The sequence below is a fragment of the Pelatocladus sp. genome (genome assembly GCF_059505505.1).
Genome location: NZ_JCACKS010000036.1, coordinates 1 through 16,980, shown reverse-complemented (window position 1 = coordinate 16,980; position 16,980 = coordinate 1). Strand labels below are relative to the sequence as shown.

15 protein-coding genes and 1 tRNA gene are annotated in these 16,980 nt (G+C 41.2%); 9 read left to right on the top strand and 7 right to left on the bottom strand.

Annotated features, from left to right (window positions below; genetic code table 11):
- Positions 1-134: 134 nt before the first annotated feature.
- The 4 genes from AC5JMK_RS03970 to AC5JMK_RS03955 form a co-directional block, all read right to left on the bottom strand.
- Positions 135-1,445 (bottom strand): glutamate-5-semialdehyde dehydrogenase, encoded by a 1,311-nt coding sequence (locus AC5JMK_RS03970; RefSeq protein WP_096678263.1) that lies wholly within the window; start codon positions 1,443-1,445, stop codon positions 135-137.
- A 128-nt stretch (positions 1,446-1,573) separates the two neighbouring features.
- Positions 1,574-2,011 (bottom strand): QcrA and Rieske domain-containing protein, encoded by a 438-nt coding sequence (locus AC5JMK_RS03965; protein ID WP_096678261.1) that lies wholly within the window; start codon positions 2,009-2,011, stop codon positions 1,574-1,576.
- A 232-nt stretch (positions 2,012-2,243) separates the two neighbouring features.
- Entirely contained in the window at positions 2,244-3,053 is an 810-nt protein-coding gene (gene mazG, locus AC5JMK_RS03960) for a nucleoside triphosphate pyrophosphohydrolase (protein ID WP_096678259.1), read from the bottom strand.
- Between the two features lie 18 nt (positions 3,054-3,071).
- Positions 3,072-3,692, bottom strand: coding sequence for a metal-binding protein (locus AC5JMK_RS03955; RefSeq protein ID WP_096678257.1), 621 nt, complete (start codon positions 3,690-3,692; stop codon positions 3,072-3,074).
- 114 nt (positions 3,693-3,806) lie between these two features.
- Here AC5JMK_RS03955 and AC5JMK_RS03950 point away from each other — a divergent pair.
- From AC5JMK_RS03950 to AC5JMK_RS03915, 8 genes are all read left to right on the top strand, one after another.
- Positions 3,807-3,879: transfer RNA gene (locus tag AC5JMK_RS03950), tRNA-Val, on the top strand.
- 65 nt (positions 3,880-3,944) lie between these two features.
- Positions 3,945-5,513 carry an ATP-binding protein gene (locus tag AC5JMK_RS03945; protein ID WP_495909439.1) on the top strand — a complete coding sequence of 523 codons (1,569 nt, stop codon included), beginning with the start codon at positions 3,945-3,947 and terminating at the stop codon, positions 5,511-5,513.
- Between the two features lie 263 nt (positions 5,514-5,776).
- Positions 5,777-6,490 carry a Crp/Fnr family transcriptional regulator gene (locus AC5JMK_RS03940; RefSeq protein WP_096678253.1) on the top strand — a complete coding sequence of 238 codons (714 nt, stop codon included), beginning with the start codon at positions 5,777-5,779 and terminating at the stop codon, positions 6,488-6,490.
- 367 nt (positions 6,491-6,857) lie between these two features.
- Positions 6,858-7,556, top strand: a complete 699-nt coding sequence (locus AC5JMK_RS03935; protein ID WP_096678251.1) for a Crp/Fnr family transcriptional regulator — start codon at positions 6,858-6,860, stop codon at positions 7,554-7,556.
- A gap of 255 nt (positions 7,557-7,811) precedes the next feature.
- Entirely contained in the window at positions 7,812-8,267 is a 456-nt protein-coding gene (locus AC5JMK_RS03930; RefSeq protein WP_096678249.1) for a response regulator, read from the top strand.
- A 95-nt stretch (positions 8,268-8,362) separates the two neighbouring features.
- On the top strand, positions 8,363-9,862 hold the full coding sequence (locus AC5JMK_RS03925) for a sensor histidine kinase (protein WP_096678247.1): 1,500 nt from the start codon (positions 8,363-8,365) through the stop codon (positions 9,860-9,862).
- Between the two features lie 177 nt (positions 9,863-10,039).
- Positions 10,040-11,620 (top strand): sensor histidine kinase, encoded by a 1,581-nt coding sequence (locus AC5JMK_RS03920; protein WP_495909438.1) that lies wholly within the window; start codon positions 10,040-10,042, stop codon positions 11,618-11,620.
- Positions 11,617-12,264, top strand: coding sequence for a DUF938 domain-containing protein (locus AC5JMK_RS03915; RefSeq protein ID WP_096678243.1), 648 nt, complete (start codon positions 11,617-11,619; stop codon positions 12,262-12,264). The genes AC5JMK_RS03920 and AC5JMK_RS03915 overlap by 4 nt, the downstream gene beginning before the upstream one ends.
- 137 nt (positions 12,265-12,401) lie before the next feature.
- Here the strand turns inward: AC5JMK_RS03915 and AC5JMK_RS03910 are convergent, their stop codons facing one another.
- Entirely contained in the window at positions 12,402-14,153 is a 1,752-nt protein-coding gene (locus tag AC5JMK_RS03910; RefSeq protein WP_096678241.1) for an ABC transporter ATP-binding protein, read from the bottom strand.
- Positions 14,154-14,227: 74 nt separating this feature from the next.
- The gene (gene fraI / locus AC5JMK_RS03905; RefSeq protein ID WP_096678239.1) at positions 14,228-14,878 is read right to left on the bottom strand and encodes a septal nanopore formation protein FraI; all 651 of its coding nucleotides are present in this window, start codon (positions 14,876-14,878) and stop codon (positions 14,228-14,230) included.
- Positions 14,879-15,179: 301 nt separating this feature from the next.
- Between fraI and galE the strand changes: the two genes are divergently transcribed.
- The gene (gene galE / locus AC5JMK_RS03900; protein WP_495909437.1) at positions 15,180-16,178 is read left to right on the top strand and encodes a UDP-glucose 4-epimerase GalE; all 999 of its coding nucleotides are present in this window, start codon (positions 15,180-15,182) and stop codon (positions 16,176-16,178) included.
- Between the two features lie 99 nt (positions 16,179-16,277).
- Here the strand turns inward: galE and AC5JMK_RS03895 are convergent, their stop codons facing one another.
- Entirely contained in the window at positions 16,278-16,868 is a 591-nt protein-coding gene (locus AC5JMK_RS03895) for a hypothetical protein (RefSeq protein ID WP_096678235.1), read from the bottom strand.
- Positions 16,869-16,980 lie beyond the last annotated feature (112 nt).

Here is a 16,980-nt window from a genome sequence, read left to right as displayed (position 1 = left end):
AGATAGTCGAATAAATAGATGAAAAAGCGCCCTCCACTTCGGAGGGTGCTTTTTTATGGTGAAAAAATACTTTTTCCAACACCAAGACACTAAGACATCAAGACAGATATTATCCAACTTACCAGGCTTTTTGCTTAGGTTATATCGTTATGAATAAAGGATTTGGCATTAGCACCTGTGTAAGTAGCAGCAATATGACCATTACCTGTTAATTGGTACTTATATGTAACTAACCCCTCTAAACCAACAGGGCCTCGCGGTGGTATTTGTTGGGTACTGATTCCCACTTCTGCACCAAAACCGTAGCGGAAACCATCTGCAAAGCGAGTAGAACAATTGTGATAAACTCCTGCTGCATTTACCAGCATCAGGAAAGTGTTAGCCGCTTCTGGATCTTCTGTAACGATCGCATCGGTATGCTTGGAACCGTAATCATTAATATGAGCGATCGCTTCTTCTAAAGAATCTACAATTTTAATTGCTAAAATTAAATCGCTGTATTCGGTTTCCCAGTCTGTTTCTGTGGCTGATTTCAGACTTGGTAAAATTTCGTGGCTGCGTTCATCGCCTCTGATTTCGACATTTTGTGTTTGCAAAGCCTCAGCAATCTTTGGTAGAAACTCTGGAGCAATATCGGCATGAATTAGCAAAGTTTCAATAGCATTACATGCAGCCGGATAATGTGTTTTTGCATCAACAGTAATGGTGATTGCTTTTTCCAAATCAGCAGCTTGATCTATATAGAGATGACATATACCATCGGCGTGTCCTAGTACGGGAATACGGGTATTTTCCTGGACAAACCGCACAAAAGCATTAGAACCTCTAGGAATAATTAAGTCTACATATTTATCTAATTTTAAAAGTTCTAAAGTTTCTTCTCTGGTTGTCAATAACTGCACCACATCAGGATTAACAGCAGTTGTAGATAATCCCTGTTTAATTGCTTTGACTATGGCTTCACAAGAACGAATAGCTTCTTTACCACCTTTAAGAATCACACCATTACCCGACTTGATCGCCAAAGCCACGATTTGAATTGCTGCTTCTGGACGCGCCTCAAAAATCACGCCCAAAACACCCAAAGGACAAGTGATTCGCTTGAGAATTAAACCTGTATCAAGTTCACGATTTATCTGTACTGTACCGACAGGATCTGCAAGTTTGCCAACATCTGTTACTCCTGCGATCGCATCTTTTAATTTGTACTCATCTAACTGCAAGCGTTTATAAAGTGGTTTAGCAATACCTTCAGCAGCAGCAGCTTGGCAATCAGCAACATTCGCTTGCAAAATTTCATCTTTTGCTGATTCTAAAGCTTGAGCGATCGCTGCGATCGCTTGATTTTTTGCCTCAGTTGATAAAACTGACAACTTGAGTGCCGCCAGACGTGTTTTTTTAGCTATTGCAACTAGGTTTGATAAACGATCATCAGAAATATTCATGCCACACAACAACCTAAATCTATGCCGTTTCCCAATCCTATCAACTCACGGCAGGTGTAAAGGCACAAACTTGAATCAGGCAAATCTCAAATTACTAACCATTAACAATTTACTCTTGAATGTCAATATTAGCTTCCTTTTACCAAAACTTCATTACCTTCCACCTTGGCTGTGTAGGTAGCAAGAGGTTTGTCTGCTGGGCCATTAATCACTTTACCATCAATGGCATATTTAGAACCATGACAGGGACACACAAAAGCGTTTTGGTCTTTATTCCATCCCACAATACAGCCTTTATGGGTGCAAGTAGGGTTGACGGCAATTACCTTGCTAGTATTACCAGGATCTTTAATAACCAACACCTTACCAGCAGCACTTTCCTCGTTAAAGAGTTGACCGTTTTTGTCTAAATCTGATATGCTGCCAGCTACTTGAAAACCATCAGTACGGGCAGAAGTGGTAGTCGATGAGGAGTTTGTTTGAGAAGAACAAGCTGCAATAACTAAAGGTAGAGAACTAGCTAAACTCCCCACACCTACCCAACCAATAAATTCACGACGATTCATAAACTGTTTTTAGTGGATGTCATTGGTTAATAGTAATTGGTAATTGGTAATTGGTCATTCTCCCCATTTCTTTTGTCCCTAATACCCAATCCCTAATCCCCATTACCCCTTCGCCCCTAATCCCCACTCCCTTGGGGGGAGTGGGGGCCCCGAGTTCCCCAGAGGGGGCCCCACCTTCCCCAATCCTCAAACGCGAGTGCGTCTCCTCTGGAGAATCCCCAATCCCTAATCCCTAATCCCCTTTCAAGTGTGCTTTCGCTTGTTGCCAAAGTGCTTCTAACTCTTCTAAAGAGTAATCACAAAGGGGGCGATCGGCAAAGCCTTCTATTTTTTGGAAGCGCTGAATAAAACGCTGATTCGTTCCTTGTAAAGCTTCGCTCGGATCAAGATTGTACCAACGAGCCAGCTGGAGAATAGAAAATAATAAATCTCCTAATTCAGCTTGTTGTCGTTCTGGTGTTTCGTGGTCTAAAGCTTCGTGAAACTCTTGCAATTCTTCATGAAATTTATCCCACACTCCATCAATATTTTCCCATTCAAATCCAACGGCGGCAGCTTTTTGAGAAATTTTCATCGTCGCCATTAAAGGAGGAAGCTTACGGGCGTAACTACTGAGTTTTACACTAAGTTTTTGATTTTCTGGAGATGGTTCGCCTTTTTCTGCTGCTTTAATTTTTTCCCAATTTTGCCGCACTTCATCCACATTTTGCACCGACACATCCCCAAAAACATGAGGATGACGCCGAATTAGTTTTTGGGAAATACCTTGCGCTACTTCTTGCAAAGAAAATTGTTCATATTCCTTGGCGATTTGTGACTGTAAGACAACTTGTAAAAGTAAATCGCCTAATTCTTCTGCGATCGCTTCTTTGTCTCCACTGTTAATCGCATCTACCACTTCATAAGCTTCTTCAATAACATACTCTGTTAGTGTTTCAGGAGTTTGCGCTAAATCCCAGGGACAACCACCATCAGGCGATCGCAACTTTGCCACCACATCTATTAATTCTTGTAACGCTGCCAAAGTTTCAAAGTTTTTCATATTGAGTTTTATTATTGCTTATTTACTACTTTTTCCCTTGGTTCCCTTGCTTGCCATACTTTTTGTCCGACGACTACCGCGAGTTGTAGCTTTACGTTTCTTCATTTTCGCACGTGGCCATAAACCTTGAATACCTTGCTTTTGCACACGCTTGTATGCAGAATTACTCCAGTCGCTCAGAGAGTGGCTCATTGCACCCAATTCCAGCCCAAGCAATAGTGCTAGCAATTCTAGACTGTGATTCAAGAGCGATCGCTTCACAATTTCACTCAAAATCTGCCTACTCCAGTCCCCATTACCGAGCATTTGGGCAACTACTGTAACCAAAATTACTAATATTCCCACGACGCCACTCAGATAAATTACTCGCAATGTTGTACCGATAATTGGCCCGTGTGATAAAAAAGAGCGATGGCGCAGGCTTTTTTGATAAGGAATCCAAATCCAACGTAATAAACCCCAACGTTGATATTGACGGGAGTATATATCCAAGTCAGGGCCAAACATCAGCCCCCCAAACATAAATCCACCTGCCACCAATAAAGTCAAGTTGCCACTTTTAGTTTGGACAAAAGTGGCTCCAGCAACCAACGGCAAAGCCCACAAAGTAATGCGATCGTGCGTTTGACCAGAAGGCATAGAAATTTTAGATTTTAAATTTTGGATTTTGGATTAGTTAAGCAAAAATTTTCTTAAAAATACTATCGCGTTTTTCAAGTTAGTGTGCTAACATTAATTCTTGTGAGCAAAAACGGGTGGTTAGCTCAGTTGGTAGAGCGCCTGCCTTACAAGCAGGATGTCACTGGTTCGAGTCCAGTACTACCCATTTAGAATAGTCATATTAACAGCTAGCCTCTCTATTTGAGCGGTTTGTAAGCTTGAGCAAAAAATATGTTGAGAGGAAAACGCCGAATTATTTGGCACTACAGTATTGCATTTTTAACTGTAGCGATCGCATTACTCGGTAAACTACTGCTAAATTATTGGGCTGGTCTACAATACGAAACGCCATTTTTACTATTTTTTGTTGCCATAATGGCGACTAGTCGTCATGGAGGAGTTGGCCCTGGTATATTGGCAGTTGTTTTGTCTGGTGTGGTGAGTAGTTATTTTTTCTTAACTCCAGCGAAATCATTGTTTGTCAATAACTTTTGGATAAATCTCCAACTGATTATATTTTTGGTAGAGGGGCTATTTATTGTTGCATTCATTAACTCCCTAAAAACTGCTCGGCGAAATACGCAAACCATCAGCCAACAATTGCTCTTAAGTGAAGACAAAGGTCGTCAGCATCAAGAATTGTTAAACTTAATTGCCAACTCTTTGCCCGTCTGTATTTCTTATATCGATACCCAGCAACGCTATCAGTTCATTAACAAAACATACAAAGATTGGTTTGGCTTATCTCCAGAGGAAATCTACGACAAGCACCTAGTAGAAGTTGTGGGAGAAGCAGCCTATCAAATCATGAAAGACAAAGTAGAACGTACTCTAGCAGGAAATTTAGTTGAGTATGAAGCAGAACTTCCTTATCGAGAAGGAGGAAAGCGTTATATTCAAGCTATTTTAGTTCCCGACATCGCCAAAAATGGCCAAGTCAGAGGATATTGTGGGCTAGTTATTGATATTAGCGATCGCAAACAAGCTGAAGCAGAAATTAAGCAACTCAACGAAAACTTAGAACAAAAAGTCAAAGAACGCACCATACAACTACAAGAAATCAATCAGGAATTGGAAGCCTTTACCTACAGTGTTTCCCATGATTTACGCGCCCCACTGCGTGCCATGCAAGGACTAGCCCAAGCTTTACAAGAAGACTATAAATCTGATTTAGACGAAACAGGACAAGAATACACCCAGCGTATTATTACCGCAGCTGCACGGATGGACACTTTGATTCTGGATTTGCTTGCTTACAGTCGTCTAGGGCGCGGCGAAATTTGGCTACAACGACTCAGTTTGGAGAGTGCGATCGCTGAGGCGATTAATGAATTACACTCAGACATACAAATTACTCAAGCACACATAACCATCGAGTCACCGTTACCGATTGTGAAAGCACATTACAGCATCTTAGTACAGGTGTTGATTAATTTGATTAGTAATGCCCTTAAGTTTGTCGCTAGTGATGTTAAACCGCAAGTGCGGATCTGGGCAGAAGAGGGAGTAAATTCTTCTCATACTCTTCACACTCCTGTATCTTCAGAAACCTCTATCTCAAAAAAATGGGTACGTCTTTGGGTGGAAGATAACGGAATTGGCATTGCTAGGCAACATCAACAACGAATATTCATAACTTTTGAGCGCTTGCATGGCATAGAATCTTATCCGGGTACTGGTATCGGTTTGGCAATTATTAAACGGGGGATTGAGCGTATGGGAGGTAGTGTAGGAGTTGAATCGCAATTAGGACAGGGTAGCCAATTTTGGATTGAGTTGCTACTAGCAGATAATTGCTAACTAGTTAGTATTTCTAATTTTTAATTTTTAATTTTTAATTTTTAATTGGTTTGTCTCCATCTGCCAATCCGTCCATCTCCTATCTTCTTCCTTTATAATCTGTACGCTAACGTACGAATCTTCCAGTAGGGAGAAGAAGTCGTTTGCAAATTTTTATTAACCTATGACAACTTCTCACGTCGTCACTAGCTCTCAGAGTATGCTTTTTTTTCATTCTCTAGCAGTTATGTAACGTCCTGACTGTTCTGCCAACAGACAACAGCATGTCTCCATCCGATAGTGATCCCAGGTCGATTAATCAACTCTTGGCATCTTTACCGGATGAGGAGTATCGGTACCTGGCTCCCCATCTAGAATATACAAGGCTCTCTCAAGGGCAAATTCTCTATGATCGTGGGGAAGTGATTCGACAAGTCTACTTTCCCATCCGCTCAATGGTGTCTTTAATTTCCGTTCTCAAGGATAATTCAACCACCGAATTTGCCATTGTCGGCAATGAGGGTATGATTGGCATTCCAGCATTTTTAGGCGGAAAATTTACTAATAGCCGTGCGCTTGTACAAATAGCAGATGGTGCTTTGAAAATGAATGCTGAAATCCTTCAGCATGAATTTGAGCGGGGGGGAGTATTACAAAAAAAACTACTGCTATACACCCAAGCACTCTTAACCCAGATTGGGCAAAATGCGGTTTGCAAATTTCACCATTCTACAGAACAACAACTTGCTCGTTGGCTGTTGTGCGTTCAGGACTGTCTTGGTCAAAATGAGATATTTTTAACTCAGCAATATATCGCCGATTTGTTGGGAACGCGTCGTGCTACAGTCACAGTTGCAGCAGGTAATTTACAAGAAGAAGGCATGATCCGCTACAGTCGCGGAAAAATTATAATTCTCAACAGAACTGCACTAGAAACAACTGCTTGCGAATGTTATGGCATAGTAACAAATGAGTTTGCCCGCTTGCTTAATACTTAATATTTTTGCCCATTAGCCTTTGCAATAGACCGAAAGAAATTATGGGTTAGAAAAAAACAAAAAGTTTTGTAGAGTGTGTTGTCGCGCAGTGCAACGTACCATTCGGTGGTTTTCGATGGTTAACGACGTTCCGTTCCGTCCATAACGCACCCTACTAAATTCAAGCTAAGGTCGGTTAGTTATATTTTTCGACTTGTGTGTACACCGTAGGATTTATCTGTAAGGTCAATCCAAAATCCAAAATCCTGTTAGAGGATTACCTTACTTCTGCAAGAAGTCTAGTGCTTATGTACGCTACCGTACAGACAGGGTTACTCCAGCCATGTCAATTTAAGATGCTTGATTTAGAAGTGATGGAAGCGATGCCGTGCTAGTTAATCAGCTACTGCTGGCTTTACCAGATTTGGAGTTCCAGCGCCTTGCTCCCCATCTAGAAGAGGTGCGACTTTCCCTCGGTCAAGTTCTTTATGAAGCGGGGGAAAATATTAAGCATGTCTATTTCCCGAATCGAGCAATGGTGTCTTTAATTGCTGTTCTTGAGGATGGTTCGACAACAGAAGTTGGTATGGTAGGTAGCAATGGAGTTATAGGCTATCCCGCATTTTTAGGAGGCGATTTAACAACAACTCGCACGATTGTGCAAGTTGCTGGTACTGCGATGAAAATAGATACCAAAATCCTCAAACGGGAATTTATTCGTGGTGGAGTTCTGCAAAGGCAATTGCTACTTTATACCCAAGCCTTACTTACCCAAATTAGTCAAACTGCTGCTTGCAATCGTCATCATTCGTTAGAAGCACGGCTTGCCCGTTGGCTGCTTACTGCCCAAGACCATACGGCTTCTGATACTATACAAATTACTCAAGAGTTTATTGCTGAATTACTGGGTACGCGACGCTCTGGTGTGACTGTAGCAGCTGGTTTACTACAACAAGCAGGTATTATCCGCTACAGTCGAGGTCGGATTACGATTCTCAATCGCCTAGCTTTGGAGACAACTGCTTGTGAGTGTTACGGTTTTATTAAAAAAGAATTCGATCGCTTGCTCAACGAAGAGCAAAAGTGAAATATCACCGCTTTTTCAGCAATATTAACTAGTCTTTTTTGAGAAAAATCTGGAGCTTATGTACGCTACCGTACGGAGCGGTAGATGGAATTATGTCATGCTATGAGTGTCTTTTTGTGATTACCCTCTCGAATAGTATATACATTTGACTACTAAACAATCGATATGAAAATTCTGTTTAGCACAACCAAATCTTCTACTATTTATCTTTCTACTGGCGTCCAGGAATGAAAAATGTCAAGGAGCCAGCTTATAATGATGAGTCACGGTGAATGTAGCATCTTGCTGGTAGAGGACGACCCCAATGATATTTTCTTAATAGAGAGGGCATTTCGTCGGGCAAATTTGAATCATCCTATTCATGTTGTCAAAGATGGGGATGAGGCAATTATCTACCTTGAAGGTCAAGGCTGCTATGAAGAAAGAGAAAAATATCCACTACCAGCCTTAATATTACTAGATTTAAAACTACCACGTCGTTCTGGTCTGGAAGTTCTAGAATGGCTCAAGCAACAGCCGTTACTAAAACGAATTCCGGTTGTGGTTCTCACATCTTCGCGGGAAAATGTTGATGTTGACCGTGCTTATGATATGGGGGTAAACTCCTATCTGATTAAACCTGTTGCATTTAATGCTTTACAGGAGATGATGCAAGCACTAAACTCCTACTGGCTACAATTTAATCAGTATCCTTCTGTTTACTCAACTTAATACAAGAAGGCAGAAAGCAGAAGGCAGAAGAAATATTTTTAATATTTCTCTTCTCCCCTTCTCCCGATCTCCCAGTCAACGGGTAAAAACCAGCGATGAGTACTCAGAATAATTCAATTCAACGCATTTTGCTGGTAGATGATAACCCAGACGATCGCCTGCTGGTGATCAGAGAATTAAGCCGAGAGTTTTCTCAAGTCCAAGTTATAGAAATAATTGATGCTAATGCATTGAATCAGGCATTAACAGCAGATAAATTTGATTTAGTCATTACTGATTATCAACTCAATTGGACGACAGGATTACAAGTTTTGCGTGCTATCAAATCTCGCGATCGCAATTGTCCTGTGATTATGTTTACCAACACAGGTTCCCAGGAAATAGCGGTTGAGGCAATGAAAGCCGGATTAGATGACTATGTAATCAAATCTACAAAACATTTTATTCGCCTCACCCAAGCTATACGTTCAGTCTGGCAACAATATCAAACTAGTCGTAAAGCAAATCAACTAGAACTGCGCTTACAGTCATTATTGAATCAACTCAGAATTGGTGTATTCCGCGTTACACCTCAAGCAGAAATTTTAGATATAAATACGGCTTTTTTAAATATTTTAGGTTTACCATCTTTGGAGGAGGTTCAGTCATTTATTGTTGAACAACTCTACTCTTTTATGACTAACGAACGTCCATCTCAGCAAGAGTGGGAGAGAGAGATACATTTACAACGCCCCGACGGTAAAAACATCTGGGTACTTTTTAGTGAAACCCTGAATCAATTAGACGGCGAAACCTTTATAGATGGCTTAGTGGAAGATATCACAGAACGCAAGCAATCAGAAGCAGAAATTCTTCAGTTTAACCAAAGTTTAGAACGTCGAGTCCAAGAACGTACAGCCCAACTAGAAGCCATTAACCGTGAATTAGAGGCTTTTGCTTATTCAGTATCTCATGATTTGCGATCGCCTATTCGCCAAATTGATGGATTTGCCCATTTATTGAAAGAACACCTAGAAACCACAAGCAGTGATCAAACAAGCTTGCATTATCTGCAAGCAATTTTAGAATTAACTAATCGAGCAGGGAAACTGGTAGATGATTTGCTCACTTACTCTCGTACCGGACGTGCAGAAATGCACTACTCTATCGTTGATATGAATCGTCTGGTTTGGGAAGCAAAACAACAAACAGAAATGCTTTTTCCTGATAGACATGTAATTTGGTATTTACAGCAACTACCTCATGCGTGGGGCGATCGCTCTCTGTTGCGCCTTGTATGGCAAAATTTGATTGAAAATGCTGTTAAGTTTACTCAACCGTGTCACCAATCAGTCATTACTATTGGCAGTATTGAGGATGAGCAAGAAACTATTTTTTTCATCCAAGATAATGGTGTAGGATTTGACATGCAATATGTCAATCGCTTATTTAGTATATTTCAACGCCTCCACAACCAAACACAATTTGAAGGAACAGGTATAGGACTTGCCAACATCCAGCGAATTATTCACAGACATCATGGCAGAGTCTGGGCAGAGGGAGCCATCAATCAAGGGGCAAAAATCTACTTTACTATACCGAAAACAAATACCTAATCACAAGGGTGGTTGTAGAGACGTAGCATTGCTACGTCTCTACAACCACCAACAAATTTCTAATTTACATCGCCAGCTAGATGTCTGAACTGAGCAAATTTCTTGAAAATAATGCTGCTAGGTTCCTATAGCTATAGGAAAACTGTAGCGTGGCGACAATATTATCAAAATAATATCATGATGCGTATTCTGCTGCTGGAAGATTCTTGGGCAGACGCCGAGTTGATTGGTACAGCTTTGGCAAAAAGTAAAATTAATTGCGAGTTGGTACGGGTAGAGACTCGTGCGGACTTTATAGAAGCTCTCAAAACCGAAACCTTGGATTTAATTCTGGCAGATTACGCTCTTCCCTCCTTTGATGGCTTTTCTGCTTTAGAACTTGCTTGTGCTATCTGTCCAGAAGTACCATTTATCATCATTTCTGGGATACTTGGTGAGGAGCGAGCCATTGAAACTCTCAAAAGTGGAGCTACAGATTATGTACTCAAACAACGCCTGGAGCGACTAGTTCCAGCAGTAGAGCGAGCCTTGCGAGAAGCCGAAGAACGAAAATTACTCAAGCAAGCAGAGGCAGAATTACGTAAGAGCGAAGAATTATTTCGTACATCTGTAGAAACCATCCTAGACAGCTTTGGCATTTATTCTGCTATCCGTGACACATCAGGTAGGATAATAGACTTCCGCATTGATTATGTGAACGCAGCTGCTTGTGAAAATCACCAGTTTACACAAGAAGAGCAATTAGGTAAGCGATTGTGTGAACTCATGCCCAGACATCAGACAAGTGGTCTATTTACAGAATACTGTCGAGTTGTAGAAACGGGTGAACCACTGGTAAAGGAATTATTGTTGGAAGATAGGGGAGATGGGGGAGATGGGGAATGGTTAATAAATAATAATCAACAATCAACCAGCAAGCAAAGAGCATATGATATTCGTGCTGTGAAGTTTGGAGACGGGGTAGTTGTGACTTGGCGCGATACAACCGAACGCCGACAAGTAGAAGAAGAACGTAAACAACTAATACGCCAAGAGCAAGCAGCAAGAGAAGAAGCTGAGAAAGCAAACCGTCTCAAGGATGAATTCTTAGCTGTCGTTTCTCACGAACTTCGGACACCGCTTAACTCTATGTTGGGTTGGGCGCATATACTGAGAAATCGACAATTGAATGAAGCGATCGCCACCAAAGCTCTGGAAACAATTGAACGTAACGCCAGACAGCAGAAAAAATTGATTGAAGATATCCTTGATGTTTCCATGATCATTCAGAACAAGCTGCGTTTGGAGTTACAACCTCTTTACCTAGTTCCAATCGTTCATGGTGCAATTGAAGATATACAACCACAAGCTCAGGCCAAGTCAATTCAAATAGAGTCCATGCTTAGTCCCTTCATTAGTCCAGTCATGGGCGATGCAGAACGCTTGCAGCAAATTGTCTGTAATCTCCTCTCTAATGCTATTAAATTTACTCCTCCTGCTGGTCAAGTACAGATTTGGCTTCAGCAAATTGATGGATTCGCCGAAATTACAATCACTGATACAGGACAAGGTATAAGTTCGGACTTTTTACCCCATGTGTTCGATCGCTTTCGCCAAGCAGATGGTACTACAACCAGAAAATATGGGGGATTGGGATTAGGACTAGCTATTGTTCATCATTTGGTTGAACTGCACCACGGTCAGGTTTATGCTACTAGTGAGGGAATTGGTCAAGGAGCCACATTTACAGTCCAACTGCCAATCTACAACATAGAATGAACACACCACAAGACACACGACAATACGCCCCAGCTACACAGCGCAATCGTGAACCAATTCTAGAAGTATTGTTGCAAGTATTACCCGCAACGGGTAGTGTATTAGAAATTGCTAGCGGTACTGGAGAACATGCGGTGTATTTTGCTCCTCGTCTGTCTCCTCGTCAATGGATACCTTCTGATCCCAATCCCTTACACCGTGCTAGCATCGCTGCTTGGAGTACACATTTACCCTGTGAAACTCTTCAGCCACCTTTAGAGATTGATGTACGTGAGCCAGTCTGGATGATAGAGAAAGAAGCATTATTTACTACTTCACCAATTACAGCCATAGTCAACATCAACATGATTCATATTTCACCTTGGGCTGCTTGTTTGGGACTAATGGCGGGTGCAGGTCGCATTCTTCCGTCTGGTGGTATCCTCTATTTGTATGGGCCGTTTAAACGAGATAGCAAACATACTGCACCAAGTAATGCTGCTTTTGATGAATCTCTACGCGCCCAAAATCCAGAATGGGGTGTGCGTAATCTTGAAGATGTCGTCACAGCAGCTAGTAGACACAATCTCAGTTTACTCAATGTTTATCAAATGCCAGCAAATAATCTTTCAGTAGTATTTAAGTTCAGCCAGTCTTCGTTATAGCAATACGCATAACTTCTCACTTCATCAAAAAAACATCAAAAAAACATATAAAAATGGGCATTGCTGAATGTGGTATGAATCCGGATGTAGAGACACGATATATCGTGTCTCTACAAAATTTTGGCTCCCACCCTCCCTTAATGCAGCAATTCCTCAACTTGATGCTGACTCCACAAAGTTCTATAAAGACCTGGTTGTTGTAATAATTCTGCTTGTGTACCTGTTTGGACGATTTTACCTTTATCCATTACAAAAATTCGGTCAGCAACAGCTGCGGCTGAAAGTTGGTGGGTGATAAAAATAACAGTTTTACGTTTCTTACCACCAGAAAGATTGTTCAAGATTGCTGTAGCCGTTTGATTGTCAACGCTGGAGAGGGCATCATCTAATATTAAAACAGGGGCATTAACTAGCATTGCCCTTGCTAAAGCTGTACGTTGGCGTTGACCACCAGAAAGAGTAATACCGCGTTCACCAACGATGGTTTCGTATTGTTGGGGGAAATTTAATATTTCTGGGTGAATTTGGGCATTTTTGGCAGATGATTCTACTTCTTGCTGTTCTGCTAAAGGATCACCATAGCGGATGTTATTTTTGACGGTGGTGCTAAATAGAAAACTATCTTGGGGAACGTAGGCGATCGCACCACGTAAGTCTGTTATGGCAATTTTAGTAATATCTATTCCATCTAAAAATAATTGTCCTTCGTCAATATCTAACAGGCGAGGTAAAGCATTAGCCAAAGTTGATTTCCCCGAACCAATTGCTCCGACAATTGCGACAGTCTCTCCTGGTGCGATAGTAAAGTTGACTCGATCTAAAGCGCGACTGGAAGCACCAGGATAAATATAACAAAGGTTTTTTGCTGTCAATTGCCCTTGTACTTGCTCTATTGGCAAATGAATTGCATCTGGTTGATCTTTAATTTTGGCTGTCACAGTCAAAATTGACTCGACGCGATCAATACTCACTTCACCTCGTTGGTAGGTGGTGATTGTAAACCCTAATAAAGCAGTGGGAAAAACTAAACGCTCTACATACAATAGCAGTGCAACAAAGCTACCAACATCCAGAGTTCCGGCGGCGATGCGTGTTGCTCCCAACAAGATAATGACTAGGGAGCTAACATTAGCTACTCCACCAATTAAAGGAAACAGTGTATTTCGGCTTTTTGCAAGTTTGAGGTTAGCTCCCAATAATTGCTGATTTTTCTGAGCAAAAGCACGCCGTTCGTTTTCTTCTTGGGCGTAAATTTTAATTAAAGCAATACCACTGATATCCTCTTGAATCACATCGCTGATCTCAGAGAGTTGATTCTGCACTGCTAACTGTTGACTGCGGAGGCGATCGCTAAACAGATACACAAAATACAACATCAAAGGGTAGACTGCTAACGACGCCAATGTCATGTCTACACTAATTGAGAGCATGACTGGTAATGTCAAAATGTAAGCAAAAAAGGTATTTGCTAGACTCAATACTGCAAAACCTAATAATCGCCTGATATTATCTACATCGCTAGTAGCGCGACTAATCAAGTCACCAGCAGTGTTGGTAGTAAAATATGATGGTTCTAGCTTGAGTAAGTGTTCAAAAATTCGCTGTTTGAGTTCAAATTCGACTTGGCGTCCGATACCAAATATCCAGATGCGCGACGCCATGCGAATAAACCACATTGCTGAAGTCAGTAGGATAATTGGTATTACATAACTGAATAACTGATTGAAAGTAAATGTAGCTGAGAGTTTGTCAATTGCTGAACGAATCAATAAAGGAATGTAAACACCTAGTCCATTGACAGTCAATAGAGCGACAATACCAAATGTTGCTTCCCGCCAGTGCGGACGCAGGTAAGTAGCAAGTACAGCAAGGCGTCGTGTTTTTGCCATTCCAGCATCTTAAAATAAGGCCACTCAGCTACAAATGTAGCATTGTGGCCTCTTGAATTGCAGCTTTGTTTGCTTTATCGTTGACCACCACGTAAGAAAAAGTAAATCTGATTGAGATAACTTTCCCAAACTCGTGTTGTCAACGCCAATGTGTCCGCACTGGGTACAAAGTCTTCCAATTGCAACCCACGTCTGCGAACTTCGGTTGGAGTTTGTAACAGATATGAATTTGGTTGTGCTTGTGAAAAAATGCTATCACCTACTACATCTGACATGTTCGCTACAGTAGAGTTTGGTTTAAATGCCACTAATGTCCCAGATTTGGGTGCAGACAGAGCAATATTAGGGTTAGCAAATTTGGCGATCGGCGATTGAACTAAAAAATAGGCAACTGCTGGCGTACTAGCCAACAACAAAATCGTTAACGCCCAAGCGACATATAATCCTCCTGGTTTTCCGATCGCACCATCTTTTAAAGTTTGCGCGGCAAAAATCATTAATAACATTGATGCTCCCAAAGGTTTGAGTGGAAAGGACACTACTCTCCACAAAGAAGCAATGGCTGGTTCGGTAGGATTAACAAACGATAGAAGTACAACAGCAGCCAAAATTACTAAAAATAATCGCCCGACAAAAGTTCCTTTCGGATAAAATCTCTGGAACAAAGAGACTAGAACCGCTAAAAGAAGCAGCCAAAGAAGAACCCGGCTTAGAAGTACAAACATAAGTGAACTCTCAAATCTTCTGGTGCAGTCAGCCTAGCAGTTTTGGGCATTTGAGTTATTTTACAGTCAAATAAAAGTGTTGCACTTTTATCCGACTAAAAATTACTAATGATGTCACTCCCTAAAGGTAGAGAAATATCTCCACCCTGGGGGGTGACTCCCCCTCACACAAAGACTACCGTCGTAGTGATTTTAGAGCAAATTTTTTCAACTGACCGCAGTTTTTGTAATTTTCCAGATCAGTATTTAGGTTTAGGTAGATTAATTTAATTAAGTAGTCGTCTCAGTAAAAGGAAAAACTATGTCATCTGTAAAACGTACAATCTTGGTAACGGGAGGGGCTGGATATATCGGCTCCCATGCTGTACTTGCCCTATTGCAGGCTGGTTATGAAGTAATTATTCTCGATAATCTCGTGTATGGACACCGTGATTTAGTAGAAAAAGTTTTACAAGTGGAACTCGTAGTTGGTGATACAAGCGATCGCCCTTTGTTAGATAAGTTATTTCAAAGCTATGACATTGCAGCAGTGATGCATTTTTCTGCCTATGCGTATGTAGGAGAATCAGTGACTAATCCTGCCAAATACTACCGCAACAATGTTTTGGGAACTCTCACTTTACTAGAAGCGATGTTAGAAGCTTCTGTAAATAAATTTGTATTTTCTTCTACTTGTGCAACCTATGGAGTTCCCGAGACTATACCAATTCCCGAAAACCATCCCCAAGATCCTATTAATCCCTATGGTGCTACCAAGCTGATGGTAGAGAGAATTTTATCTGATTTTGGTAATGCCTATGATTTCAAATCAGTTATTTTCCGCTATTTTAATGCTGCTGGCGCTGATCCTAGTGGCAAGTTGGGAGAAGACCATAATCCAGAAACTCATTTAATTCCTTTAGTACTACAAACAGCTTTGGGTAAACGCAAATCAATATCTGTTTTTGGTACAGATTACCCCACAGCCGATGGTACTTGCATAAGGGACTATATCCATGTAACTGATTTAGCTAACGCTCATGTTTTAGGCTTGGAATATTTATTAACAGGTGGTAAGAGCGAAGTTTTCAATTTAGGAAATGGTAGCGGTTTTTCTGTTAAAGAAGTCATTGAGGCTGCTAAGTCGATTACAGGTCGTGATCTCAAAGTTGTAGAATGCGATCGCCGTCCTGGTGATCCACCTGCTTTGATTGGCAGTAGCGACAAAGCCAGAAAAATCTTAAACTGGCAACCACAATATTCATCCATAGAACCAATTATCAACCACGCCTGGCAGTGGCATCAGCAGAGACACAAGTGATCGGGGAGCGGGAATTGGGGATTGGGAATTGGGGAGACAAGGGGGACAAGTCTCTTCCTGCTCCCCGGTCCCTGCTCCCCGGTCCCTGCTCCCCGATCCCTAATCCTTATTCACTCGTTGCACTACAAACAACAACACACCCATTCCAAAAAAACCTAAAGCTGCGATCGCCCAAATGGGTATTCCTTGTTCTGTTTTTTCAGTAATATTTTGATTGACATTTTTTACTACTTGTGTATCTGGCTTTGTTTGTGCTGCTCCAACCGCCACGGTAACTCTATACTTCAACTGAAACGGTTTAAATTTTGACCGTACTGTTGGTTTTCCAAGTAACAGCAGTTGATAACTACCTGCTCTGGGAAAAGTAATTTCTGCCCCAGGTATTCCTTTATAGCGTTCTGCTGAGACCGATTTTAATCTTGGCTCTAGTAGGGGCGGTTCTCCAGAAGCATGAGGTTCGGCATAAACCAGCAATTGACAATCACACTGTGTTAGCGGAATCACCTTACCACCTTTGCGTGTCAAAGCAAACCAGGCTCTTGTCGCTTCTCCAGCACGAGGAGTATCATTTGGTTCCATGTGTAGAGTTGCACCTACATCTGCTGTTGTTTTGACTTTGTGAGCAGAAGCAGGATATATTCCCGAAATAAAATTAACAAAAATAAACAGTAATAATAAGTAATTAGACATGACTTTGCAAAGCAGGTAAATAGCTTTCAGCAGTTTTAATGAATTTGCATCACAATATATTAAACATCTCCAAAATAGTATATTTTGTGGTAAAAGAACGTCAATAGAAGTT

Excerpts from the sequence above, each read along its gene's own strand:
- AC5JMK_RS03970 (WP_096678263.1), bottom strand. The coding sequence starts at position 1,445 with ATGAATATTTCTGATGATCGTTTATCAAACCTAGTTGCAATAGCTAAA.
- AC5JMK_RS03965 (WP_096678261.1), bottom strand. The coding sequence starts at position 2,011 with ATGAATCGTCGTGAATTTATTGGTTGGGTAGGTGTGGGGAGTTTAGCT.
- mazG (WP_096678259.1), bottom strand. The coding sequence starts at position 3,053 with ATGAAAAACTTTGAAACTTTGGCAGCGTTACAAGAATTAATAGATGTG.
- AC5JMK_RS03955 (WP_096678257.1), bottom strand. The coding sequence starts at position 3,692 with ATGCCTTCTGGTCAAACGCACGATCGCATTACTTTGTGGGCTTTGCCG.
- AC5JMK_RS03945 (WP_495909439.1), top strand. The coding sequence starts at position 3,945 with ATGTTGAGAGGAAAACGCCGAATTATTTGGCACTACAGTATTGCATTT.
- AC5JMK_RS03940 (WP_096678253.1), top strand. The coding sequence starts at position 5,777 with ATGTCTCCATCCGATAGTGATCCCAGGTCGATTAATCAACTCTTGGCA.
- AC5JMK_RS03930 (WP_096678249.1), top strand. The coding sequence starts at position 7,812 with ATGATGAGTCACGGTGAATGTAGCATCTTGCTGGTAGAGGACGACCCC.
- AC5JMK_RS03925 (WP_096678247.1), top strand. The coding sequence starts at position 8,363 with ATGAGTACTCAGAATAATTCAATTCAACGCATTTTGCTGGTAGATGAT.
- AC5JMK_RS03920 (WP_495909438.1), top strand. The coding sequence starts at position 10,040 with ATGATGCGTATTCTGCTGCTGGAAGATTCTTGGGCAGACGCCGAGTTG.
- AC5JMK_RS03915 (WP_096678243.1), top strand. The coding sequence starts at position 11,617 with ATGAACACACCACAAGACACACGACAATACGCCCCAGCTACACAGCGC.
- AC5JMK_RS03910 (WP_096678241.1), bottom strand. The coding sequence starts at position 14,153 with ATGGCAAAAACACGACGCCTTGCTGTACTTGCTACTTACCTGCGTCCG.
- fraI (WP_096678239.1), bottom strand. The coding sequence starts at position 14,878 with ATGTTTGTACTTCTAAGCCGGGTTCTTCTTTGGCTGCTTCTTTTAGCG.
- galE (WP_495909437.1), top strand. The coding sequence starts at position 15,180 with ATGTCATCTGTAAAACGTACAATCTTGGTAACGGGAGGGGCTGGATAT.
- AC5JMK_RS03895 (WP_096678235.1), bottom strand. The coding sequence starts at position 16,868 with ATGTCTAATTACTTATTATTACTGTTTATTTTTGTTAATTTTATTTCG.